This is a genomic window from Flavitalea plasmicola, assembly GCF_030546645.1.
Classification (GTDB): Bacteria; Bacteroidota; Bacteroidia; order Chitinophagales; family Chitinophagaceae; genus Puia.
The window spans coordinates 475,520-498,753 of record NZ_JAUOTO010000007.1 but is presented as its reverse complement, the minus strand read 5'-3'; the positions used below and the strand labels follow the sequence as shown (position 1 = coordinate 498,753).

Here is a 23,234-nt window from a genome sequence, read left to right as displayed (position 1 = left end):
TAGTTTTAATTTGTTATACCTATTGGGCCGGGGGCATGGTGATCCAGTTGTGCCCGTCCCTGGCGATGAGCGCTTCAGCGTCTTCGGGTCCCCATGCATCCGGCGTATAGTTGGGAAAATCCACCGGAGGGCGGCTTTCCCAGGTTTCCAGGATGGGCATGACGATCTTCCAGGCGGCCTCTACCTGATCGGCGCGCATGAACAGGGTAGGATTGCCTTCCATGACATCCAGCAGCAGGGTCTCGTATGCTTCGGGCTCGTGTGCGGATTCGGAGCTGAAGACCATGTCCACGGGGTCCAGGTTCATGGACTGGCCGGGGCGTTTGGCCTGGAAGCGCAGCCGGACTTCCATTTCAGGCTGGATGCTGATGGTGAGCCGGTTGGCCCTCCATGTATCCGCCGCTTCGGGGGGGAAGGCGTAGCTGGGTGCGGTCTTGAACTGGATGGTGATGTTGGTGGTCTTCTGGTTCATGCGTTTGCCTGTGCGAACATAGAACGGTATGTCCTGCCAGCGCCAGTTGTCGATGTAAAATTTGACGGCGGCGAAAGTTTCGACGGCGGAACTGGGATTGACGCTTTTTTCCTGTTTGTAACCGGGTACTTTTTGTCCTTTCATCCAACCTTCGGCGTATTGTCCACGCACGGCGTAGTGATTGACGTCCTCTTTTGCGATCTTGCGGATGGCGTGGAGCACGTCCACTTTTTTATTGCGGATCTCGTTGGCATCGAAAGATACAGGGGCTTCCATGGCGATCATGCACATCAGCTGAAGGATATGGTTCTGCACCATGTCCCGCAGGGCGCCGGACTGTTCGTAATAGCCGCCGCGGCCTTCCACGCCTACCGTTTCGGCAGCGGTGATCTGTACGTATTCGATGTAGTTGCGATTCCAGATGGGTTCGAAGAGGGCATTGGCAAAGCGCAGGGAGAGGATGTTCTGGACCGACTCTTTACCGAGGTAGTGATCGATGCGGTAGATCTGCTCTTCCTTGAACATACCCATGAGCAGCTCGTTCAGCTCGTGCGCGCTTTTAAGGTCATGCCCGAAAGGTTTTTCGATCACAATGCGGGTGGTGCGTGTGTCGGAGCAGAGGTTGAGGCCTCCCAGCTTTTGGGCGATGTCGGGCATCAGCTGGGGCGCTACGGAAAGATAGAAGATCACATTGGGGTGTATGCCGAACTCTTCTTCTTTTTTCTTCACCACATCGGCAATTTTTTGATACTCCTCCCCTTTTTCCGCGTCCATCTGGAGGTAGGACACGTGTTGGGAGAATTCATCCCATTGTCCGTTGCCTTCGCCTTTCCGCCGGCTGAATTGCTGGATCCCTTCATAGAGACGTTTGCGGTAATCCTCGTCATTGTATTTGCTGCGGCCGATGCCGATGATGCCGAATTTCTCCGGCATCCAGTTATCGATGGCTAAATTATATAAGGCGGGGGAAAGCTTTCTGAAGTTCAGGTCGCCGCTGCCCCCGAAGATGAAGATGAGGGAGGCGGGCGGTCTTTTATGGTTTTGCATATACTATCTATTGATTCTATAATGTGCGATATTTATTTGTTCCATTCCGAATGGAAGACCCCTGGTTCGTCGATGCGCTGGTAAGTGTGGGCGCCAAAATAATCTCTTTGCGCCTGAATAAGGTTGGTCGGCATGCGTTCGCTCCGGTAGGCATCGAAGTAGCTGAGGGCTGCCATCAGGCCGGCCACGGGATAGCCCATGTGGATGGCGTGGATGATCACATTGCGCATGTTCTGCCTTTTGGCGGACAGCAGCGTGCAGATATCTTCATCCAGCAGGATGTTGGGCAGGTCGGGATTTTTTGTGAAGGACTGATAGAAAACTTCCAGGAGGGACGAGCGGATGATACAACCGCCTCTCCATACCCTCACCACTTCCGGCATGGGGATCTCCATGCCCAGTTCTATGGATGCCTTGTGCAGCATGGCCAGGCCTTGTGCGTAGCTGATGATGGTGGCAAAGTAAAGGGCGTCGTGCACTTGCTGGATAAATACTTCCTGGGGGATGGGCATGTCGACGGTGGAAGTCTTATACATGGTGGCGGCCTTCGTTCTTTCCTCCTTATAGGCGGAGAGCTCGCGCATGGAGACGGCCATGTCGATGACGGGGATGGGCAGGCCCAGGTCCATGGCATCCTGGGATGTCCATTTGCCCGTGCCTTTGGCGCCGGCCTTGTCGAGGATCATGTCCACCAGGCGATTGTCGGTTTTTTCGTCCTTTTTGAGGAAGATATCGCGCGTGATCTCCACGAGGAAGGATTGCAGCTCGCCTTCGTTCCAGCTTTTGTAGATCTTGTACAGCTCGTCATTGTCCAGTTCCAGTCCTCTGTGCAGGAGGTCATATGTTTCGCTGATCAGCTGCATGATGGCGTATTCTATCCCATTGTGCACCATTTTTACATAGTGACCCGCGGCGTCTTTGCCCAGGTGGGCGACACAGGGAGAACCATTGACCTTTGCGGCTACGGCTTCCAGCAGGGGTTGTACGTGAGTATATGCTTCGGGATCTCCGCCGGGCATGATGCTGGGGCCCGTGCGGGCTCCCTGCTCACCGCCTGAAATGCCTACACCCATAAAGTGGAAGCCTTTTTCCTGCAGCAGTTTGACGCGACGTAAAGTATCTGTATAATGTGAGTTTCCTCCGTCGATGACGATGTCCCCTTTATCCAGCAGGGGGATGAGATCGTTGATCACATCATCTACAGGCTTCCCGGCGGGGACCAGCATCATCAGCCTGCGGGGCTTTTCCAGCGCCTGGATCATTTCGGCCAGTGTATTAACTCCTTTTACGGTGGTGCCGGGCGTAGCGGTGGATTCGAGCGTGGAAGTCTTCTGTGTGTCCTTGTCGAAGCCGACGACGGGGAAACCGTGGTCAGCCATATTGAGCAACAGGTTGCGACCCATAACGCCGAGGCCGATCATTCCGAACTTAAATGAATTGTTTGCCATGATGTGAGTTGTTTGTACGCTTAAGAGCGGGTAAAATTAGGCAATTTATTATTCTAAATAATGTCTTGGGGAGGACAAGGAGGCTCGTGGGGTAGATGAAAACAGGATAAAGAAGGAATAGTATAAGGCAAAAGCGCACGCCCTTTTGCATGAGCGTGCGCTTTTATGAATAAATGGTTATTTCTCTTCCGGATGGGGGTTGCCGCGATGGCAGGTCATGCAGGTGACGGTTGGAACGGCATTGCCTTTGTCATCCTTGTCAAAGTTGAAGTATTTCTTATTGATCTTTCCCGTCATTTTAAACATGTGGCGGGCTACATCTTTTTCGGGCTTGGCATCGCTGGCAAAGTCCAGCCTATGGGAAGTGCTGTCCTGGGAAGGGGCGTGGCAGAAATTGCATTTCACGCCCAGGGCGGCTTTCCAGTTGTCCATTACCTTGTCGAGGTCTTCGTGACTGATGTTTTTGGGCAGGACCTTGAGGTTTTTGTGGGGCTTGTCGGCCAGGGGCTTTTCCGCCGGGCTGCCGGAGGGACGGGTAGCGGCCATACCAATGATCATCAGAGCTGAAAGTGTCAATGCGACGGCTATTTTTTTACCATGCAACATACATAACTGTTTAAGAGCCGAATTTAAAGCATTGACTTTATAAAAAGCTCTTTTTTTGACAATATTTTGACAATCGGGGCAATGACGTTGTGGCGTTCGGCACAATCGGGTTAAGTTTTGCAGCGCACGATCGCGCTCAATGGTGACGGTGTATCTTTGCGGTCAATATGGGAGCATTAGAAGAATCATTAGAAAATGTCCGGAAAACGGATTCTCCAGAAAATGTAAACCGTTTTCCGGAAAAATTTAATGTCAGTCCTCCGGACAACGAACCTCCGGTCCGTTTGGAGGATCAGTTGCCGAAAGGGCTTATTGTATTGATGGCTGTTTGCACCGGGTTGATCGTAGCGAATATTTATTATTGTCAGCCGTTGATCGTACTGATCAGCAAGGGATTTGGGGTACCAGAGAGCAAGGCCGGGCAGGTCGCTTTTTTTACGCAGGCGGGCTATGCGCTTGGTCTATTATTCTTTGTACCATTAGGGGACAAGATGGAGCGAAAGAGCCAGATCGTGTGGATGACGGCCGGTGCGGTGGTATGTTTGTCTTTTGCGGCGCTTTCGCCGAACCTGCTGTGCCTGGAGATCGCCAGTCTGCTGATTGGGGCCACCTCTGTCATACCGCAGCTGATATTACCGCTGGCGGCCTATCTCGCCTCCCCTGCCCGGACGGGGAAGGTCATTGGCACGATCATGAGCGGACTGCTGGTGGGGATACTGCTGTCCCGTACGCTGAGCGGGCTGATCGGCGCCTGGCTGGGGTGGAGGGGGATGTTCTGGGTAGCTGCCGGTCTCAGCTTTATCCTGCTGCTGACCATGCGGAAGGCTTTTCCCCGGAGCGTACCTGCTTTTTCGGGGTCTTATGCGTCACTGATGCGGAGCCTGGGCACGCTGGTGCGGGAGCAGCCGGTGTTAAGGGAGGCTGCTTCGATCAATGCATTGGGGTTTGCTACTTTCGGCATGTTCTGGACTACGATGGTACTGCACCTGGCGGGTCCTCCCTTTCATTTTAAGAGTGATCTCATCGGGTTGTTTGGATTGGCGGCGGCGGCCGGGGCGTTGGCGGCGCCCCTGGTAGGCGGGGCGGCAGATAAGCGCAATCCGCGTATTGCCATCGGATATGGTCTGGGCCTGCTGTTCGTATCCTTTATTATCTTTTATATATGTGATACTTCGGTGGTGGGACTTGTCGTGGGGATCGTCCTGCTGGACCTGGCGATGCAAGGTATCCATGTGTCGAATCAAAGCAGGGTCTATGCTTTGCTGCCCGGAGCGCGCAACCGGCTGAATACCGTGTACATGACCGTGAGCTTCACGGGAACTTCCCTGGGTTCATTCATCGGGCTGTCTGTATGGGAATGGGCCGGCTGGAAAGGGGTATGTGTGACAGGAATGGTCCTTGCATCGCTTGCTTTCGTCGTATTTTCCGTAACGAGCAGGAAAATGAAGCCCTCGTTAACAAATTACTAATTAGCCGATTCGGGGATATTTTCCGCTTGGTTTTTGATTACAATATTGTATCTTTGTGAAGTAAATTTGAGCTTACAGCATTAGTAATTGAATGATCGCTTCCGCTAAACCATCTCCGGTAATCGTTAGTTTTCTTTACTCCCTGCTATATTTTCTCAGATTGGTATTATTTATTTTTTTTAACCAGTTAGTTAATTTATGAACATTTACGTTTCTAATTTAAGTTTCAACGTCACGGACGAAGACTTACAAGATTATTTTGCAGAATACGGAGAAGTATCTTCTGCTAAGGTTATCATGGACAAATTCACCGGCAAATCCCGCGGTTTTGCATTTGTGGAAATGTCTGATGATGCTGCTGCCCAGAAAGCCATTCAGGAACTGGACGGTGCATCTGTCGATGGAAGGACCATCGGCGTATCCGTAGCTAAGCCAAGGGAAGACCGTGGCAATGGCGGCGGTGGTAACAAAGGAGGCGGCGGCTTTCAACGCAGGAACAACAACTATAGCAATAGCAGATATTAATAGTTTTTTTCCAGGAGGAAGGGGATCCGGTAGGGTCCCCTTTTTTCGTTTTAGGAGGTGGCCTGCTAGGCTGCGTTCCTGATCGTAAGGGCAATGGTGGTGCTGGTATTGCCCGTATAATCGATGCTGATGGTGCCGCCCAGTTTTTCGGCGGCGTATTGCACCTGACGGAAACCGTGGCAGACGGTGCGATAAAAGTAGGTGCCTGCGTTCCGGACGCGGATGAGCGTGGTATCGCCTTCCGTTACGGACTCGATATGGATACATTCATTTTGCGTGCTATTGACGGCGCGGTCCAGCAGGTTCCACAGGACATACGCTAACATGTTCTCGTCGGAACCTACCTGCAAATTCCTATCTATTTGATTAATAATTATTGATTTCCGGCTAACGGCCAAAGGTAACAATCCCAGGGTCAATTCATCTACGAAATGGTGCAGCGAGATCTGGCTGTGCATGGTTGAGGGCATATATTGGATTTTGAAGATATTAAATGTCAGTATAACAGCAATAAAATAACAACGATAATACGGAGATTGGTGAAAGAAATTGTGAAAAAAGTACCAATTGAGGCTATGGATTACCATCAGGTAAAGGCTTTCACTTAATGAAAAGCCCGATAGGGGTATAAGATATCCTTATCGGGCTTAAATGACGTACTTTATCTCCAGCGTCCCCTGTTCCAATGGTAGCCTCTGGGACCATGGTCCCAGTGACCTGCCCGCCAGGTGCGGCCGACCCTGGCGCGGCGCCAGTAGCCGGGGTGGTAGTTGTATCTTCCTCCCGTATATATCCAGTCTCCTTCGATCCACACATAATCCGGGCCGGGTGCCAGGGGCCGGGTGTAAACCACCTCCGCCGGCTGCGTTTCCACATAGCCGTCCACTGCGCAGCCGGTGAGGCCCGTCAGGCTGCCGGCGATGGCGATGGTCAACAATAGCTGCTTTGTCATATATGTAGGTTTATCTATGAGGGTGTCCAATAGCATGCCACCGCAACAACCTGATAGGTGATTTTCCTAAGGTTGAGAATCAATTAATTGATGCCAAAACAGGAGTATGGCATATCCTTTGTTTCCAAGGGGTAAAATCTCTACAAATGAAAGCCTTGCGTTACAAAACCCTAAAAGAGAAAATTATGAACCCGAGCAAAAATGTATGTTTCCTGACCCTGATCTGCCTGTCCTGCAGCCTTTCCCAAGCCCAAAATATCATCCCTGGCTTTAAAGGAGGATTGAATGTAGCCAATATCTCCAACCTGTACGGCGACAACCGGATCAGCGGACACGTGGGATTTTTCCTGCATACGAGCATTGCCAAACAATGGGCTTTCCAGCCGGAAATATTGTACAGTGGGCAGGGGCAGAGATACTGGGACAGGGACGTCCGGTTTACCTGGGCCCTGAACTATATCACTATCCCCCTGATGTTCCAGTACTATCCTGCGCGGAGGTTCTACGTGGAGGCGGGGCCTCAGCTGGGGATTCTCGCCGCAGCGCGGAATAAGGGGCCGAATGGGTATAATGCGGATATTAAGGACGGATTTCACAAGACGGATGCGACGTTGAACCTGGGCATGGGCTATTATGCCAACCGCCAGGTGGGTTTTTACCTCCGGTATGGACTGGGATTGTCGGATCTGACGCCGGATGACAATTACAGCTATGCCAACCGGGTGTTACAGCTGGGTATGGAATTGCGATTACATTAGTACCTTTGGGGTATTATGAGCGCAACAACTACAGTTACCCCGCAGCCCCTAACGGCAAAAGATTTTGCTACTGACCAGGAAGTGCGCTGGTGTCCGGGATGCGGCGATTATTCCATACTGGCACAGGTCCAGAAGATCATGCCTACGCTGGGGATCCCCAGGGAAAATATTGTTATTATATCGGGAATCGGCTGCAGCAGCCGGTTTCCTTATTATATGAATACCTATGGGATGCATTCCATTCATGGGAGAGCCACGGCTATTGCATCCGGACTGAAAGCTACCCGGCCTGAGCTGAGTGTCTGGGTGGTCACGGGTGATGGCGACAGTCTCAGCATTGGAGGGAATCATACCATCCATCTGCTGCGCAGGAATTTCGATATGAATATCCTTTTGTTCAATAACCAGATCTATGGATTGACAAAGGGACAGTATTCTCCTACTTCGGAAGAGAATAAGGTGACCAAGTCTACTCCTTTCGGAAGCATCGATCATCCTTTTAATCCACTGGCGCTTGCTATGGGAGCCGATGCGGGCTTTGTCGCCAGGAGCATGGACCGTGACCCCAAGCATCTGCAGCAAATGCTGTTGCGTAGTGCGGCTCATAAGGGTGCGTCTTTCCTGGAGATCTACCAGAACTGTAATATTTTCAACGATGGGGCTTTCGAAGTGTTTACGGAAAAAAGCTCGAAACCCATGGAGGCCTTGTTCCTCGAGCAGGGTCAGCCCCTGGTATTCGGGGCTAAGCAGGAGAAAGGGATCCGACTGGATGGCTTTAAGCCGACGGTGGTTACGCTGGGGGAAGGGTTCAGCAAGGATGACCTGTGGGTCCATGACGAGAAGGATTTTTACAAGGCGCAGATACTGGTGCGCCTGTTCGACGACGTGCGTGTTGAAGGCCATTTGCCCAGGCCTTTTGGCGTATTTTATGAGACGGAGCGTCCTTGTTATGAGGAGATGCTGAATCTTCAAATTGAGGAAGTGGTGCGCAGCAAGGGGAAAGGCGACCTGGATAAGTTGCTCCGGGGTAATGAGACGTGGACGATCGTTTAGATATTCGTCTCCATAAGGACATACATAAAACGAAAAAGAGGCGGCTCTGTTTTTTTACGGGTCAGGAGCCAGCCTCCCTCTGAAATACGAAGTATTTCAGGACATAAAACGAAAAAGAGGCGGCTCTGTTTTTTTACGGGTCAGGAGCCAGCCTCTTTTTATTTTGGTTTTTTCACAGTGAAATCTTTTAACTTTTTGGCCAGTGAAAGAGGCCGCTAAAGCGTCCGGGGATTAGTACCGGAGAAAAAAAGAGCCAGCGATAGACATCGCCGGCCTGTGCTTACCTCTGAAACCACAAAAAGAAAGAGATCGAATATATTTTTATTGAACGCATGTTGACTTGTTGGCGCTTGTCTTTTATTCAAAAATTCCACTTTTCCGCATAAGCCTTTCCGTAATATTGGCCTTGTTCAACCAGAATATTTTTGCCGGATACATCCTGGTCTGTCAAATTCAGTTACAGTAAAACCGAGGGTAAGATCGTTTGGGTAGAGGCCATGAGCCAGAACACCAGGACATTATTCAAAAGGGTATGGAAATAATATGCGATAGGACACAAAGGATCAGTAGACTAAACAGCATGAAAGACGTTACCCTTCATACACTCAATGCAAAACCGGATATTTTTTGGAAATTGGAATCTTGGGACGGAAATTGGATAGTCGGAATGTGGAAATTGGATCGGATCAGATTCTTGTGGGTGAGCGTTAATAAGTTAAACGCTTTCAGAGTATAAGCGGGGTAAAAATAAAGACGATTTCGTTAAAAAGCAATATTTTTTTTAAAGTTTTTTAAATATGGGCAAGGGTTTCCTGCACATCTGTCTACCGAAAGACACCTAAATACCTTAAGGAGCAAAGGTTTCGAGCTCTTTGTTAGCTGCCTTGAAGGTTTTTTCTTTTTTGAGGTTGAACCACCATTCCGGGGCCGTTTTTTTCATCAGGGTATCGATATTGCGCATTCCGAGCAGGTACCAGGCTCCTTTTAGCTTGCCTGTCAGCGAGGTCTGCAAAGCCCGCAGACTCATGGCAAAGCCGCTGTCCAGGTACTCCATATGGTGCCAGTATCCCGCCGGCATGAACAGGGTGTCCCCGTGATCCAGGATCACTTCGTATCCTTTTGCCAGCTTTAGGGCGGGAAATCTATCGATCTCCAGCTTATTGTTGCAATCGTCAAAATAGTGCTCGAAATTGACAAAGCTCAGGACTTCCCAGGGCTTGCGGTAAAGTTTATGCTGTTCTTCGAATGGGAAGAGCAGGACTCTTTTACGGCCACCGAACTGGGTGTGCATGATATGGGAAAGGTCGATGTCGAAATGCATGTGGGTGATGGATCCTTTACCCCCGACAAACAGCATGGGGTATCGTTTTACGAAGCCTTTCATCAGGTCCTCCGGCCATTCGAAGTCAGCGGTGATCTGCGGGGCGTGCTCGAAAATATTGAAGAGGAAGATGCGCCATTCGGCAGGTCCCTTCCTGACCATATCGATGTAGTCGCCGAACTTCATATAGTCGTCCGCAGTATTGATAGGGGTATAGGCGTCGCTTTTGATATTGTTATACAGGCCTACTTCCACATTGCCTACAATGGATTTGAAAAAATCCCAATTCCATTTTTGATAGGCAGGCCATTGCTTTGAGAGGTTGGTGATCACCAAAGGCTTCATTGGGGTGTAGTACTGGTCCCTGAAATCTTCAGGACTGATACTGTCCACCCGATCGACCTTATGTAATTGCATGGGGTCCAATTTCCGCAAAAATAGTACTAAATTCAGGTTAAGAAAACCTTGTTAATTTCTTAGCGTTGGCTTAACATTTTTTCGGTATATTTCCACATGCTCCTGCATCTCCATCCGGATAATCCTCAGCCCAGAAATATAAAGACCATTGTGGAATGCCTGCTGGACGGGGGTGTCATTATTTATCCCACGGATACCATTTATGGCCTGGGGTGTGACATCTTCCAGCACAAGGCCATCGAACGCATCTGCCAGATCAAGCAGGTGAACCCGGCCAAGGCCCAGCTGTCTTTCATATGCTATGACCTCAGCGACCTGAGTAAGTATACCAAAAGTATTTCCACCCCATTGTACCGGATGCTAAAGAACTATTTACCAGGACCTTATACATTTATCCTCCCGGCGAGCAAGCAGGTGCCCAAGATCCTGAAAAGCAAGAAGGATACCATTGGACTGCGGGTGCCGGATAATAATATTGCATGTGGGCTGGTGAGGGAGCTGGGGCATCCTATTCTCAGTTCTTCGTTGCCAGGTGACATGGTGGAGGAGTATACCGACCCGGAGATCATCCATGAGAAGTTCAATCATATCGTGGATATCGTGGTGGACGGGGGCATCGGGGGGATCGTTCCTTCGACGGTGGTGGATTGTACGGGAGAGGAGCCTTCGGTGATCAGGATGGGACTAGGGGTGTGGGAGCTGGAGGAGCGGTGAGGGCGTCTTCGGGCTCGCGGAGTTGGTCCGCTTCATCCAGTTGGTCTGGCTCGCCGGGCAGGATATTAAAGCTTTTCCGGTGGTATTTGCACAGGCCGAACTTTTCGATGGCTGTCCGGTGTTCCCGGGTGCCATATCCTTTGTTACTGTCCCAGCTATAATGTGGAAATTCCAGGTGGAGGGTTTGCATGTATTCGTCCCGCCAGGTTTTGGCCAAAATACTTGCGGCGGCGATGGAGGCATAGATGCCATCGCCCTGGATGATGCAATGATGAGTGATACGCCTGTATTTGACAAAGCGGTTGCCGTCGATGAGCAGGAGCCGGGGGCGCTTTTTCAGCTTATCCAGCGCCAGGTGCATGGCTTTGAAAGAAGCCTGCAGGATATTGATCCGGTCTATCTCCTCATGATCCACCATGCCTACGCCGTAGGCCAGTGCGTTGGCCTCTATAAAAATGCGGAGCTCCTGCCGGTCTTCGGGGGTCACCTGCTTGGAGTCGTTCAATAATGGGTGGTAGAACCCATCGGGGAGGATGACGGCGGCGGCAAATACAGGACCGGCATAACAACCTCTGCCGGCTTCGTCACAGCCTGCTTCAATGGCGCCCTCCTTGTAAAAAGCCTTTAGCAAATCCGGATTTTTTTCAAAAATACAGGGATTGGATAAAATGAAGGAGTATCTTTTGTCCACATGATAATAACTTCGTCCTCTTACAATATGGTTTTTTATGCAAATAATGGAATGGTTAAGGCAGCCCTGGCCCTGGTATGTTGCGGGCCCGTTGATTGGGCTTGCTGTCCCTACCCTGCTGATCATAGGGAACAAGGGTCTTGCGGTCTCTTCGTCACTCCGTCACATCTGTGCTGCCTGTCTGCCGGGTAAAGCGCCTTACTTTCAGTATGACTGGAAGAAGGAGGCCTGGAACTTGCTTTTTGTCGCGGGTATTTTGGCCGGGGCCTGGGTAGCTGTACATGGATTGGGGAATCGGGCGCCGATGGTGGTGGATGCGAGGCTGGTCCTCGAGATGAAGGGTTATGGGGTACAGGGTTTCGGAGACCTGATGCCCGGAAGCTTGTTCAGCTGGGGGGCTTTGTCGACCCTGAAGGGCTGGCTGTTGATGGTGATGGGGGGATTCCTGGTAGGGTTTGGCACCCGGTATGCGGGGGGATGTACTTCGGGGCATACCATTATGGGGCTATCTACCTTACAGTGGCCTTCGCTGGTGGCGACCGGCTGTTTCATGGTGGGAGGATTTGTGATGGCAAATTTTATTTTACCGATGATCTTACAGTTATGATGGAAAAAAGAGAGATCAATATGGATGTCGAAGTGCGCAGCCTGGATGTCACCTCCGGGGGTCAGCCGGATCAGGTGCAGCAATCGCGCGGGCCTTGGTGGTACCAGCTGAAGTATCTCCTGACGGGGATGTTTTTCGGCATCGTCCTGGTGAAGGCGGAGATCATTTCATGGTGGAGGATCCAGGAGATGTTCCGATTGCAAAGCTTTCATATGTATGGGGTCATCGGATCGGCGGTGGTGGTGGGTATTTTGTCGGTGTGGGTGATCAGGAAATATAAGATCCGTACGCTGGCGGGAGCGCCGATCGTCTTTTCGGTGAGGAAGTTCAATAAGGGCCAGGTGTTCGGCGGGTTGCTGTTTGGATTTGGATGGGCTATTACGGGAGCTTGTCCGGGGCCATTGTTTGCGCAGATAGGGGCAGGGTTTACGGCGGTGAGTGTGACTTTGCTCAGCGCTGTTGCCGGGACGTATGTGTATGGGGTGGTGCGGGAAAAATTACCGCATTGAAAGTCCGGCACGTACCTTTGCGCCGCTATGCAAACCTCTTCTTCTTCTTCCCGCCCCGTCGCAATGTGGGTGATGACCGGGGTCATCATGTTGCTGATACAGGTGATCCTGGGGGGTATTACCCGTCTTACCGGCTCGGGGCTATCCATCACGGAATGGAATATTGTGACGGGTGCGCTGCCTCCGTTGAACCATGCGCAGTGGCTGGAAGCCTTTGACAAGTACCGGCAGACGCCCCAGTTCCGGCTGATCAATGCGGATTTCACCCTTTCTGATTATAAGTTCATTTTTTTCTGGGAATGGTTCCACCGGCTGTGGGCACGGCTGGTGGCGGTGGTATTCGTAGTGGGCCTTGCCTGGCTGTTGTGGAAGAAAAAGATGCGGAAGGACATGATCCGTCCCCTGGTGATCTTATTTTTGCTGGGAGCATTGCAAGGCGCTGTCGGGTGGATCATGGTAGCCAGTGGTCTGACGGGAGATGCGATCTATGTACGTCCTACCCGGCTGGCCCTTCATTTTGTATTTGCATTGGGGCTGATCGTATATGCTTTCTGGTTTGCGCTGCAGCTGATGGTGTCTGAAAGGCATATCGTCAGGGCTTCTGCTACGGGGAAAGGCGCGGGCCTGCGTGGCTGGACTATCCTGATCCTGGTGGTGCTGTTTTTTCAACTATTGTATGGCGCCCTGATGGCGGGCAACAAAGCGGCAGCCATCGCTCCTACGTGGCCGACGATCAACGGGGACTGGGTGCCGGGCGCCCTGTTCAGCCAGCATCCCTTCTTACAGGACATCATCGGCAATACCATCACCGTCCATTTCATCCATCGCGGTATTGCTTACCTGCTGCTCCTCCTGGTAGTGATATGGACGTTCAAGGCCTGCAGGCTCCCGGGTGTGCCGAAGTATTTCCTTACATTTCGATGGCTTCCCCTGCTGTTGATCGGGCTCCAGGTTTTCCTGGGTATTTCCAGCCTGCTGGCCAGTCCGGGGATCATTCCCAACAGGTGGGTGGCTTTTGACTGGCTGGCCCAGCTGCACCAGATCACGGGACTGCTTTTTTTACTGACAATAGTAGAGATGTTGTACATTGTGAGACCTGTAAGTCATTCTGTAACCGTATGATGCGTACGCTTAAATCGATCTATCATTTCTTCCCTGTACAACTGCTGTTGCTGCACATTAAGAAGTTCCAGGTGCTGCTGGTGTTTTGGTTCATTCTGTTCAGTACGTTGAACGGCGGATTTATGAAAAGTTATGGTGCAGCAGCCCTTTTCCTCTCGCCGGAATATCTTGGAGAAGTGAGCTGGGCCAGCTTTGCCATTGTGGGATTGGCAACAGGCATCTTTATCATGAGCTGGAATATCACCACGTTCATTCTTTTTTGCCGTCATTTCAGGTTCCTGGCCACTACGACCAAACCTTTTCTGAAATATTGCATCAACAATGCCATCCTGCCCCTGTTCTTTTTGATATTCTATTGTATAAAGGCGGTGCAGTTCAGCAGCACCAAGGAATTGCTTCCTGCGGGCCGGATCATTTGGCTCAGCATGGGGTTCATGCTGGGTTTTATGTTCATCATTGTCGTGTCGCTGCTGTATTTTTTCGGTGCCGACAAGAGTATCATCAGGCGGATGACGCCTGTGATCAGCAATCCCAGGCTTTTCAAGTCACAGTTCCGCAAGGAGGAGGTAAAGCTCAATGAGAGCCGGCTGATGCGGGTGAAATGGTATATGAATTCGCCTACCACGATCAGGAAGACGCGCGATGTCTCCCATTATAGCAAGGACTTCATCGAGAATATATTCAACCGCCACCACATTTCTGCGGTGCTGTCTATTTTCGTGGCGTTCATATTTTTGATCGCCGTGGGGTTTTTCATGGACAGCCGTTTTTTCCAGCTGCCGGCAGCAGCCAGCATCCTGATCTTCTTTGCTATCCTGATATCCCTTTCCGGCGCCTTTACCTACTTTCTTCAGAGCTGGAGCATGCCCTTCTTTGTTGTGGTGTTCCTGGTGCTGAACCTGTTGTACCGATTTAATGTCATCGATCCTACCAATAAGGCGTATGGGCTGAACTATACCAATGAGGAGAACCGGCCATTGTATGATAAGCTGACCTTATTGGAACTGTGTTCGGCCCAGCATGTCGCTGCCGACAAGGCGAACATGCTGAAGATCCTGGAGCGCTGGAAAGCCCGGCAAACGGAGGCGAAGCCGGTGCTTTTTCTGGTGAACACCAGCGGCGGCGGCAATCGCAGCGCTACTTTCACCATGAGCATATTGCAGCGGCTGGATAGCCTCTGCGGAGGCAAGCTGATGCGCAAGACGTTCCTGATCACGGGCGCTTCGGGAGGGATGCTGGGGGCTGCTTATTTCAGGGAGCTTTCACGCATGAAGGAGGCCGGCAATGCGGCGATCCGTCTGCAGGACAGGCATTACGTGGACGACATTTCCGGCGACCTGCTGAACACCCTGTTCTCTTCTTTTGTGGCGAGAGACCTTGCTTCGCCGGCGCAGAAATTCAAGGTGGGCGATTATGAATACATCAAGGACAGAGGTTACGCCTTCGAGCAAAAGCTGAATGCCAATACCGAGGGGGTGCTGAACCGGCAGATGAAGGACATTGCCGTGGATGAGGCGGCGGCGAGGGTGCCGCTGATGTTCTTCAATCCTGTCATTACCCGCGACAGCCGGGCATTGATCATCAGCAGCCAGCCTGTCAGCTTTTTAATGCGGCCACGTTTTGACAGCAGCAAGCTGCCCGGCATGGACCCGGATGCCGTGGACTTCGGGGCCTTGTTTGCCCGGCAGGGTCCTGAGAACCTGCGGCTGCTGACCGCCCTGCGTATGAATGCTACTTTCCCCTATGTATTGCCGAATGTCTGGCTGCCTACTGTCCCGGTGATCGATGTGATGGATGCCGGATTCCGGGATAATTTTGGCGAGATGAATGCCATACGGTTCCTGAATGCTTTCCGGGAATGGATGCAGGAGAACACCAGCGGGGTGGTCCTGCTGCAGATACGGGATCGTAAGACCGGCGGCTGGGAGAATCCTTATGAGTCCGTGAATGTCACCGAGATCATTACCAAGCCGGTGTTATTGCTGCAGGACAACTGGTACAAGATGCAGGAATACAACCAGGATGACTTACTGAGCCTGGCGCAAAGCGGCATGGGATTTCCATTCCACAAGCTGGTGTTCCAATATGCGCCCAAGTCGGAAGACGCGGGGGCTGCGCTCAATTTCCATCTTACCACCCAGGAGAAGCTGAATATCATCAGCTCCCTGGATAACCTGGAGAATCAAAAGAGTTTTGGACGGTTCAGGGAATTTGCAAAGGGCCAATAGTGCATTCATTTACGGGCGACATCTATTTACTCCGTTCTCAAACTCTTTATAGGATTAACTATTGCTGCTTTTACAGACTCAATTTATATACACTGTTCGTATATGCTACTGCGTATGTTCGTTTTCAAGAGAATGATTGCGCCCCGGGAACGACAAATTGTAAGATGGCAGCCCGATGCAACAATGGTCAAGGCTGTATCAGCTGAATTATTTTCGGCAGGATGCGGATGTTAAATTCCGGTGCAGTTGCCTGGGGATCGCCGTCAATGTGTAAGGGTGCGAGGTCCCTGTTGACGATGCGTAAAGTGGGTGTTTGGAAATAGAGGATATTTTTGGGCCGGCTGCCCATTACCTGGCGGAGGACGGACAGCAGGGTGTGGAGCTTATTCATTTTTTTTACGATGACGATGTCTAACAGGCCGTCGTCGAGCCGTGCCCGGGGAGCGATGGTGAAGTGGTTGCCGAACTGGTTGGCATTGGCTATACTGATGAAGAAAGCTTCGGCATGGAGCTTTTCCGTGGGAAGGTCGATCTCGAAGGGCCAGCATTTACCGGAGAAGAAATGCCGGAGAGTGACCCTTACATAGGTCTGCAGTCCTCTTGTCGGCTGCTGGGCGAAGGAATGCGCCACCTGTGCGTCGAAGCCAATGCCGCATAGCATGCAGGAAAAGCTTTCGTTGATCATAAAACCGTCGATCGGGGAAGCTTTGCCGGTGAAAACGATATCCAGCGCTTTGGACGGGTCTTTGGGAATTTTTGCTGCGAAGGCCAGTCCATTGCCGGATCCCATCGGGATAATGCCGACCCGGACGGGGTTGCCTTGTAAGGTGGCTGCCACAGCGTTGATGGTGCCATCGCCTCCACAGATGACGACGTCTGTCACTTTCTCCCTTTCGATCAGCGTGGGTAAAAGATCGTATTTGCCTTCCGCATTGGTGGGAAGGATATCGAAATCGATGTGCCGTTCCTTTGTCCTGCGGGTGATCAGCTCCTTAAGGGAGGATTTGCCGCGTGTGCCGGAGATAGGATTGATAAGGAAAATTATTTTTCTTGCAACCACTCGATATATTATTTCCGGGGCAAAGATCGAATATTCCGGCTAATGTTGGAACGCTAATGTGTATTCATTGTCTGTGGTTTAGCTGCCAGCAGATCGGGTGTGTGGGGAATGGGCGACAGATGAAGGATCGCCGTCATGAAATGGTCGATGCCTTTTTTCACGCTTTCGACATCATGGCTGCGAATGGAAGAGCCGATGACATGGCTGCCTGCTTCGGGAACAGGCTGTTTGTATTTAAGGTTAGCGGGTGTACCCAGCTGATCGAACATTTCCAGGGAGGCGGACACTTTCACGGTGCTGTCCTGGTGGATCTTATCCTTGTAGTAGTATAACATGGCCACTGGCTGCCGGACCTTTTCAAATGTTTTCTTTACCATCGCCGTCTCCAGGTATTCTTCGAGGGCTACGACGGCTTCCGAACGATATTTTGGATACCAATACTGTCGATAGAGCGGGCCGAAGTCTTCCTTGCTGACGATGTAAGGGGAGCCTGTCACCATATGGGCGACCTGGAGGCCCCAGTGGTTATTCGCTACCCAGGCATTGGGATCGTTGATGGCGATGTTGGGTGACATCAGGATCAGCGCGGTGACCTTATCGGGATAGGCGGCTGCCAACTGCAGGGCAAAGCTTCCGCCCGTGGAGGTGCCCATAAGGATCACCTTTTTGCCCAGTTGTTCCCCGATGGCCAGGGCTTGTTTGGCGGACTCCCAATATTCGTCAGCCGTGAGGTTCACCATGGCCTCTGTGGTATCGATGCCGTGTTCCGCCATACGGGAGAGGTAGAGGTTACAACCATAGCGTTGGGCGATATAGCGGTGTACCGGATCGCCTTCTCCCTGGCTGGCTGAAAAGCCATGGAGGTAGACGATGGCATATTCCGTGGGGGACTTTGCCGAATCGTTGGCCCAAACGATGCGGGCTTCATTGTCGGGCTTTAGTTTGTGCTGCGCTTCATTGTCACGGATATAGGTTTCCAGGGCTACCGGTGCAGCAGGTACGACGGGCATCTCCTGCCGGTAGACGGGGGTGGAAGGGCTGGGGCCGAGCAGGTAAAGAATGATAAGCAGAACAGGAATTAGCAACAACCATTTTTTACGCATGACTCAAATTTGGCCTGAATTTATAAAATAGGGGGCATATAATACGGTAACGAAGGGAAAAGGTCCATCTTTTTCAGGGGGATCGGACAGATGCTATGTGTTTTTTGTGTTATTTCCGTCCAAAGGTTCGTTTAAGCTAGGAAGTTCGGGTGTTTTGACGTACTTTTGCGGCTTTAAACCGACGGGTAGTCGGTTTGGCCGAACGGCCAGACAAATAGATGTTTCGTGCTGAAGATCAATATTTTGAGAAGGATTTGAAGCGCGAATCACCACCGACGGACAGAACAGGTAGGCCAGGTTTGGCCGGAGAAAGATAACATTATGGAAATCAGAAATATAGCAATCATCGCGCACGTTGACCATGGTAAGACTACCCTGGTAGACAGGATCTTACATGCCACCCACGTATTCCGTGATAACCAGGAGACGGGGGAGTTAATCATGGACAGCAACGACCTGGAAAGGGAAAGGGGTATCACCATCTTCAGCAAGAATGCTGCGGTGGAATATAAGGGTGTAAAGATCAATGTGATCGATACACCGGGTCACTCTGACTTCGGTGGTGAGGTAGAGCGGGTGCTGAAAATGGCGGACGGGGTGCTGCTGCTGGTGGATGCCTTCGAGGGTCCGATGCCGCAGACGCGTTTTGTCCTTCAGAAGGCCCTGCACCTGAACCTGAAACCTATTGTGGTGATCAATAAGGTCGACAAGCCCAACTGTCGTCCTGACGAGGTGCATGATGCTGTATTTGAACTTTTCTTCAACCTGGACGCTACGGAAGAACAGTTGGACTTCCCCACGTTCTATGGCAGCGGCAAGAATGGCTGGTTCAACAGCAAGAACGAGCAATGTGAGGATATTACGCCTTTGCTGGATGGTATCCTGCAATATGTACCTGCTCCGAAGGTGTCGGAAGGTCCGTTGCAGATGCAGATCACTTCGCTGGACTATTCGTCTTTCCTGGGCCGTATCGCGGTGGGAAAGGTAGCAAGGGGCTCTATCAAGGAAGGTCAGAACATTGCCCTGATGCAAGCCGATGGTGTCATCAAGCGCAGCAAGGTAAAAGAATTATATACTTTCATGGGCATGGGTAAGAAGAAGGCTGCCGAGGTCATGGCGGGCGATATCTGCGCTGTGGTCGGATTGGAAGACTTCAATATCGGGGATACCATCGCCGACGCGGAGAATCCGGAAGCATTGCCGGTGATCAGCGTAGACGAGCCTACGATGAGCATGCTGTTCGGTATCAACAACTCGCCTTTCTTCGGTAAGGATGGCAAGTTCGTTACCTCCCGTCACCTTCGTGACCGGCTGATAAAAGAGACGGAAAAGAACCTGGCCCTGCGCGTAGAGGATACGGACAGTGCGGATAGCTTCCTGGTGTACGGACGTGGGATCCTTCACCTGGGTATCCTCATCGAGACCATGCGTCGTGAAGGCTTTGAGCTTACCGTGGGCCAGCCCCAGGTGCTGGTGAAGGAGATCAATGGCAAGAAGCATGAGCCTTTTGAAATATTAGTAGTGGACGTACCGGGCGATTACAGCGGAAAGGTCATCGATATGGTGACGCAGCGCAAGGGCGAGATGCTCGTAATGGAAAGCAAGGGCGACATGCAGCACCTTGAATTCGAGATCCCTTCCCGGGGTCTGATCGGTCTGCGTAGCAATATGCTGACCAATACAGCCGGTGAAGCTGTTATGGCGCACCGTTTCCTGGAATATAAGCCATGGAAAGGTCCCATCCCCGGCAGGAACAACGGCGTATTGCTTTCCAAGAACCAGGAGAAGACGACGGCCTATTCCATCGATAAATTGCAGGACCGTGGTACTTTCTTCGTCGATCCGGGCGAGGAGGTCTATGTCGGGCAGATCATTGCCGAGCATATCAAGCCGGGCGACCTGATCGTTAACGCTACGGAAGGCAAGAAGCTGACCAACATGCGTGCCAGCGGCAGCGACGACTCCGTCCGTATCATCCCCAGAAAGCAAATGACCCTGGAAGAGTGCATGGAATACATTCAGCAGGATGAGTGTATCGAAGTGACGCCGAAGAAGATACGCCTGCGCAAGACGATCCTCGACGAGAACGAACGCAAGAGACGCCAGACTGCGATGAAGACGGAGGCGTAACCAGCGGCGGCGTGCGGGGACGGCAGGGATTGAATTATGTCGTAACTTTGGTCAAAAGGAGGTAGTTATGATGAGACACAGACGGGTGTTTTTTATAATCCTTTTCTTTTTGTTGACGACGGGCTCTGTCCGCGTGGAGGCGCAGTGCTCCATTTGTACGCGGTCTGCGCAACAATTGGGCGAAAGGCCTGCCAAGGCTTTAAATAAAGGGATCCTTTATCTGGCTTTTACCCCTCTGGCTATTTTCGGCCTCATCGGCTATCGCTGGTGGAAGCATAACCAAGCAGATTAATATATTTGATAAGGAAGAGGTTGTCCGCCGTTGGGCGGATGACCTCTTTGCGTATATTTATGTTTTTATGGTGAGATAAACCGATCGTATGGTCTCCAATGAACTTTATAAGAGAAGCAAGCTGAAGAGAGTCCCTATCCAGCATGTCTGCGAGGTAGGGGTTTATTCGCCTGAGCTGTCGAATATCCTGGATTTTATTACCAGGGATCGTGTCCGGACCACGCTGGTGGAGCCGGGGCCGGAGAATATCGCCGCGATTGAAAAAGCATTCGGTAAATATGCGCATGTCCATCTTTATCCTTTCGCCATTTACGACCATCATGGCGTGCTGGAGCTGGCGCAGCTGGGTGAGTCCACGTTTGCCACTTCGCTGCCTTTCAGTCCCGCGATGATCAACGATAGCTATGTCGTGAAGAACGAGGATACTTTTAGCGTAGCATGCGTGAGGTTCGACGAGATAGATGATGGCACCATCGACTTGCTGAGCGTGGATACGGAGGGCTGTGAATGGTATGTGCTGAAATACATGAAGAGCCGGCCGGCCATCATTTCGCTGGAGACGCATGGGAAAGTGTATTCCAATCCTTACCTGCCAGAGATCAACGCCTGGATGGCCTCCAATGGATATAAGCGCTGGTTCATCAACCGGACGGATACCGTTTATTACCGGGAAGGGACATTGGCGACTGACTGGAGGGAAGCCTTCCAGCTCTGGTGGCGGGAGACCGGCGTCAAGCTCCGGAAGGTGAGAAAGAGTATCGGCAAGAAGCCGGCCGTGAAGACGGCATGAGCCGTACAAAGAGAAGGTATGTCCCATCAAAACAGAACGTTTATTGTAAGCCGTGCTGATGCTATCGGCGATGTGGTGCTGACCCTGCCGGTGGCAGGGGTATTGAGGGAATTATATCCGCAGTCGCGGATCATATTTCTCGGCAGCAACTATACGCAGGAGATCATCAGGGCCTGCAAGCATGTGGATGCGTTTCTCAATTGGGACGAACTGAAAGAGATGGAAGAGGCCGAACAAGCCCGGGCGCTGGCGGCGACGGGCGCCGATACCATCATTCATGTCCTTCCCATGCCGGCCATCGCCTGGCTGGCAAAAAAGGCGGGTATCAAGCTCCGTATCGGTACCACCAACCGGGCGTATCACTGGTATACCTGTAATAAGCTGGTGCGACTGTCCCGGAAGAAATCCCACTATCATGAGGCCCAGCTCAACCTCCGTCTGCTGACGGTGCTGGGCGCCAAACCCCTGTATGAATTGGCGGAGATCCCCTGTTATTATGGACTGACAAAGCTATCACCTCTGCCGGCGGATGTTGCCGGACTGCTTGACGAGGGAAGGTTCAATCTCATTCTGCACCCGAAATCCCGAGGGAATGGGAGAGAGTGGGGCATCGATAATTTCATACGGCTGGTGAAAATGCTACCTCCCGAAGGATTTAAGATCTTCGTTACGGGTATGCCGGCGGAACGGGCGGCATTGGAGCCGCTGCTGAAAGCGTGTCCGACCGTGACGGATCTCGTGGGAAAGCTAAGCCTGCCGCAGTTCCTGGCTTTTATTGCCCGGGCAGACGGGTTGCTGGCTTCCGGCACTGGTCCTTTGCACGTAGCCGCAGCCGTGGGTATCCACGCATTGGGGCTATTTCCTCCCTTACGGCCTATCCATCCCGAGCGCTGGGCGCCACTGGGACCCAAGGCAATGGTCTTCTCCCTGGAAGGGCCCTGCAAGGGCTGTCCGGGCGTACATGACTGTGCATGTATGCGGGATATAAGCCCCATAAAATTGAAGGAATACCTGCTGTCTATCAGTAACCGGCAATAAACTGGTAAAGGTTGAAGTTTCCGGCGGCTGACAGCTCCCTGATCTTTTGGGTCATCGCTTCACGGTCGATGTCCTGCATGCGGCGCCGGCTGATCAGTTGCAAGGCCCTTTCCGTGAGCAGCCAGTACTTTTTATCGGAAGTGAAAGGCTGCTGCAGCTGCTGTTGCAGCTGGCGGATCAATTCCTGGAGCCCCTTTTTTTCGGATGCGATGGTCTTCATGACGATTGGTTCCCGCCCCGGCCGGGAGAGCATGAGCCGGAGCTGCCTGGCGAAAAGATCCGCGTCGGGCCGGTCGCTTTTATTCACGACGAAGATATCGCCGATCTCCATCAGACCTGCTTTCATGGCCTGGATCTCATCACCCGCCTCGGGTACCAGCACGACCAGGGTAATATCGGCCAGTGCGGCGATCTCTATTTCATTCTGTCCCACTCCTACCGTTTCTATCAGTATGTGATCGAAGCCGCCGGCCTTCAGCAGCTCTGTTATATTGACAATGCCTGGGTGCAGGCCTCCCAATGTTCCGCGGGAAGACAGGGAGCGGATGAACACATCGGGGTGATTGTACCATTCACTCATGCGGATGCGGTCGCCCAGGAGCGCACCGGAATGGAAAAAGGAGGAGGGGTCCACGCAGAGGACGGCGATCTTTTTTTTTGCATCGATAAACGCTCCGATCATCCCATCCACGAGGGTGCTTTTTCCGGCGCCGGGGGGGCCGGTGATGCCAATGATGGATCCGGGAAAAGGCGGCTGGTCCTGCAATTGAGCAAAGAAGTCCGTGACTTCATTTTCTATATACGAGATGCCCCGGGCCAGTGCCCGGGAATTGCCTTGCCGTATGTCCCGGAAAAGAAGGGATGCTTTGTCAGTCATGTTGA

23 protein-coding genes are annotated in these 23,234 nt (G+C 51.9%); 13 read left to right on the top strand and 10 right to left on the bottom strand.

Features of this window, described 5'->3' with window-relative positions; all coding sequences use genetic code 11:
* Nucleotides 1–19: 19 nt before the first annotated feature.
* The 3 genes from zwf to Q4E93_RS27420 all read right to left on the bottom strand — a co-directional run bounded on the left by zwf (nt 20) and on the right by Q4E93_RS27420 (nt 3,573).
* Nucleotides 20–1,519 carry a glucose-6-phosphate dehydrogenase gene (gene zwf / locus Q4E93_RS27430; RefSeq protein ID WP_303590845.1) on the bottom strand — a complete coding sequence of 500 codons (1,500 nt, stop codon included), beginning with the start codon at nt 1,517–1,519 and terminating at the stop codon, nt 20–22.
* A gap of 32 nt (nt 1,520–1,551) precedes the next feature.
* Nucleotides 1,552–2,967, bottom strand: coding sequence for an NADP-dependent phosphogluconate dehydrogenase (gndA, locus tag Q4E93_RS27425; RefSeq protein ID WP_303590843.1), 1,416 nt, complete (start codon nt 2,965–2,967; stop codon nt 1,552–1,554).
* A gap of 177 nt (nt 2,968–3,144) precedes the next feature.
* Nucleotides 3,145–3,573: a c-type cytochrome gene (locus tag Q4E93_RS27420; RefSeq protein WP_303590841.1), complete on the bottom strand. Its 429-nt coding sequence runs from the start codon at nt 3,571–3,573 to the stop codon at nt 3,145–3,147.
* Between the two features lie 320 nt (nt 3,574–3,893).
* On the opposite strand from Q4E93_RS27420, the gene Q4E93_RS27415 reads away from it, so the two are divergent.
* Both Q4E93_RS27415 and rbp read left to right on the top strand, forming a co-directional pair.
* On the top strand, nt 3,894–5,042 hold the full coding sequence (locus Q4E93_RS27415; RefSeq protein WP_303590840.1) for an MFS transporter: 1,149 nt from the start codon (nt 3,894–3,896) through the stop codon (nt 5,040–5,042).
* Between the two features lie 198 nt (nt 5,043–5,240).
* Nucleotides 5,241–5,567 carry an RNA-binding regulator gene (gene rbp, locus Q4E93_RS27410; RefSeq protein WP_303590839.1) on the top strand — a complete coding sequence of 109 codons (327 nt, stop codon included), beginning with the start codon at nt 5,241–5,243 and terminating at the stop codon, nt 5,565–5,567.
* A 65-nt stretch (nt 5,568–5,632) separates the two neighbouring features.
* Here the strand turns inward: rbp and Q4E93_RS27405 are convergent, their stop codons facing one another.
* Together Q4E93_RS27405 and Q4E93_RS27400 are read right to left on the bottom strand one after the other, a co-directional pair.
* A complete protein-coding gene (locus Q4E93_RS27405; protein ID WP_303590838.1) occupies nt 5,633–6,037 on the bottom strand; it encodes a histidine kinase in 405 nt (134 codons plus the stop codon).
* A 191-nt stretch (nt 6,038–6,228) separates the two neighbouring features.
* Nucleotides 6,229–6,519: a hypothetical protein gene (locus Q4E93_RS27400; RefSeq protein ID WP_303590836.1), complete on the bottom strand. Its 291-nt coding sequence runs from the start codon at nt 6,517–6,519 to the stop codon at nt 6,229–6,231.
* Nucleotides 6,520–6,704: 185 nt separating this feature from the next.
* Between Q4E93_RS27400 and Q4E93_RS27395 the strand changes: the two genes are divergently transcribed.
* Together Q4E93_RS27395 and Q4E93_RS27390 are read left to right on the top strand one after the other, a co-directional pair.
* Nucleotides 6,705–7,277 carry a porin family protein gene (locus Q4E93_RS27395; RefSeq protein ID WP_303590835.1) on the top strand — a complete coding sequence of 191 codons (573 nt, stop codon included), beginning with the start codon at nt 6,705–6,707 and terminating at the stop codon, nt 7,275–7,277.
* Nucleotides 7,278–7,292: 15 nt separating this feature from the next.
* Complete coding sequence (locus tag Q4E93_RS27390; RefSeq protein WP_303590833.1) at nt 7,293–8,330, top strand: 2-oxoacid:ferredoxin oxidoreductase subunit beta; 1,038 nt, start codon at nt 7,293–7,295, stop codon at nt 8,328–8,330.
* 847 nt (nt 8,331–9,177) lie between these two features.
* Here the strand turns inward: Q4E93_RS27390 and Q4E93_RS27385 are convergent.
* Nucleotides 9,178–10,068 carry a cupin-like domain-containing protein gene (locus tag Q4E93_RS27385; RefSeq protein ID WP_303590831.1) on the bottom strand — a complete coding sequence of 297 codons (891 nt, stop codon included), beginning with the start codon at nt 10,066–10,068 and terminating at the stop codon, nt 9,178–9,180.
* 96 nt (nt 10,069–10,164) lie between these two features.
* Here Q4E93_RS27385 and Q4E93_RS27380 point away from each other — a divergent pair, with 96 nt between their 5' ends.
* A complete protein-coding gene (locus tag Q4E93_RS27380; protein ID WP_303590829.1) occupies nt 10,165–10,782 on the top strand; it encodes an L-threonylcarbamoyladenylate synthase in 618 nt (205 codons plus the stop codon).
* Here the strand turns inward: Q4E93_RS27380 and rnhB are convergent.
* Nucleotides 10,742–11,413 carry a ribonuclease HII gene (rnhB, locus tag Q4E93_RS27375; protein WP_303590828.1) on the bottom strand — a complete coding sequence of 224 codons (672 nt, stop codon included), beginning with the start codon at nt 11,411–11,413 and terminating at the stop codon, nt 10,742–10,744. The genes Q4E93_RS27380 and rnhB overlap by 41 nt on opposite strands.
* 97 nt (nt 11,414–11,510) lie before the next feature.
* On the opposite strand from rnhB, the gene Q4E93_RS27370 reads away from it, so the two are divergent.
* From Q4E93_RS27370 to Q4E93_RS27355, 4 genes are read left to right on the top strand one after another with little or no spacing between them, the layout of a single operon-like run.
* Nucleotides 11,511–12,080 carry a YeeE/YedE family protein gene (locus tag Q4E93_RS27370; protein ID WP_303590826.1) on the top strand — a complete coding sequence of 190 codons (570 nt, stop codon included), beginning with the start codon at nt 11,511–11,513 and terminating at the stop codon, nt 12,078–12,080.
* Nucleotides 12,077–12,589 carry a YeeE/YedE family protein gene (locus tag Q4E93_RS27365; RefSeq protein ID WP_303590825.1) on the top strand — a complete coding sequence of 171 codons (513 nt, stop codon included), beginning with the start codon at nt 12,077–12,079 and terminating at the stop codon, nt 12,587–12,589. The genes Q4E93_RS27370 and Q4E93_RS27365 overlap by 4 nt, the downstream gene beginning before the upstream one ends.
* Nucleotides 12,590–12,616: 27 nt before the next feature.
* A complete protein-coding gene (locus tag Q4E93_RS27360) occupies nt 12,617–13,711 on the top strand; it encodes a COX15/CtaA family protein (protein ID WP_303590824.1) in 1,095 nt (364 codons plus the stop codon).
* Nucleotides 13,708–15,939, top strand: coding sequence for a hypothetical protein (locus Q4E93_RS27355; RefSeq protein WP_303590823.1), 2,232 nt, complete (start codon nt 13,708–13,710; stop codon nt 15,937–15,939). Before Q4E93_RS27360 ends, Q4E93_RS27355 begins: the two co-directional genes overlap by 4 nt.
* Before the next feature lie 187 nt (nt 15,940–16,126).
* Here Q4E93_RS27355 and Q4E93_RS27350 read toward each other — a convergent pair whose 3' ends face one another.
* The gene (locus Q4E93_RS27350; protein WP_303590822.1) at nt 16,127–16,999 is read right to left on the bottom strand and encodes a diacylglycerol/lipid kinase family protein; all 873 of its coding nucleotides are present in this window, start codon (nt 16,997–16,999) and stop codon (nt 16,127–16,129) included.
* Nucleotides 17,000–17,052: 53 nt separating this feature from the next.
* A complete protein-coding gene (locus Q4E93_RS27345; RefSeq protein WP_303590820.1) occupies nt 17,053–18,102 on the bottom strand; it encodes an alpha/beta hydrolase in 1,050 nt (349 codons plus the stop codon).
* Between the two features lie 321 nt (nt 18,103–18,423).
* On the opposite strand from Q4E93_RS27345, the gene typA reads away from it, so the two are divergent.
* From typA to Q4E93_RS27325, 4 genes are all read left to right on the top strand, one after another.
* Complete coding sequence (gene typA / locus Q4E93_RS27340; protein ID WP_303590819.1) at nt 18,424–20,232, top strand: translational GTPase TypA; 1,809 nt, start codon at nt 18,424–18,426, stop codon at nt 20,230–20,232.
* Nucleotides 20,233–20,299: 67 nt separating this feature from the next.
* Nucleotides 20,300–20,524: a hypothetical protein gene (locus Q4E93_RS27335; protein ID WP_303590818.1), complete on the top strand. Its 225-nt coding sequence runs from the start codon at nt 20,300–20,302 to the stop codon at nt 20,522–20,524.
* An 88-nt stretch (nt 20,525–20,612) separates the two neighbouring features.
* Nucleotides 20,613–21,314 carry an FkbM family methyltransferase gene (locus Q4E93_RS27330; protein WP_303590817.1) on the top strand — a complete coding sequence of 234 codons (702 nt, stop codon included), beginning with the start codon at nt 20,613–20,615 and terminating at the stop codon, nt 21,312–21,314.
* A gap of 18 nt (nt 21,315–21,332) precedes the next feature.
* Entirely contained in the window at nt 21,333–22,352 is a 1,020-nt protein-coding gene (locus Q4E93_RS27325) for a glycosyltransferase family 9 protein (protein WP_303590816.1), read from the top strand.
* On the opposite strand, the gene Q4E93_RS27320 is transcribed toward Q4E93_RS27325, so the two are convergent.
* Entirely contained in the window at nt 22,336–23,229 is an 894-nt protein-coding gene (locus tag Q4E93_RS27320) for an ArgK/MeaB family GTPase (protein ID WP_303590814.1), read from the bottom strand. The genes Q4E93_RS27325 and Q4E93_RS27320 overlap by 17 nt on opposite strands.
* Between the last annotated feature and the right edge of the window lie 5 nt (nt 23,230–23,234).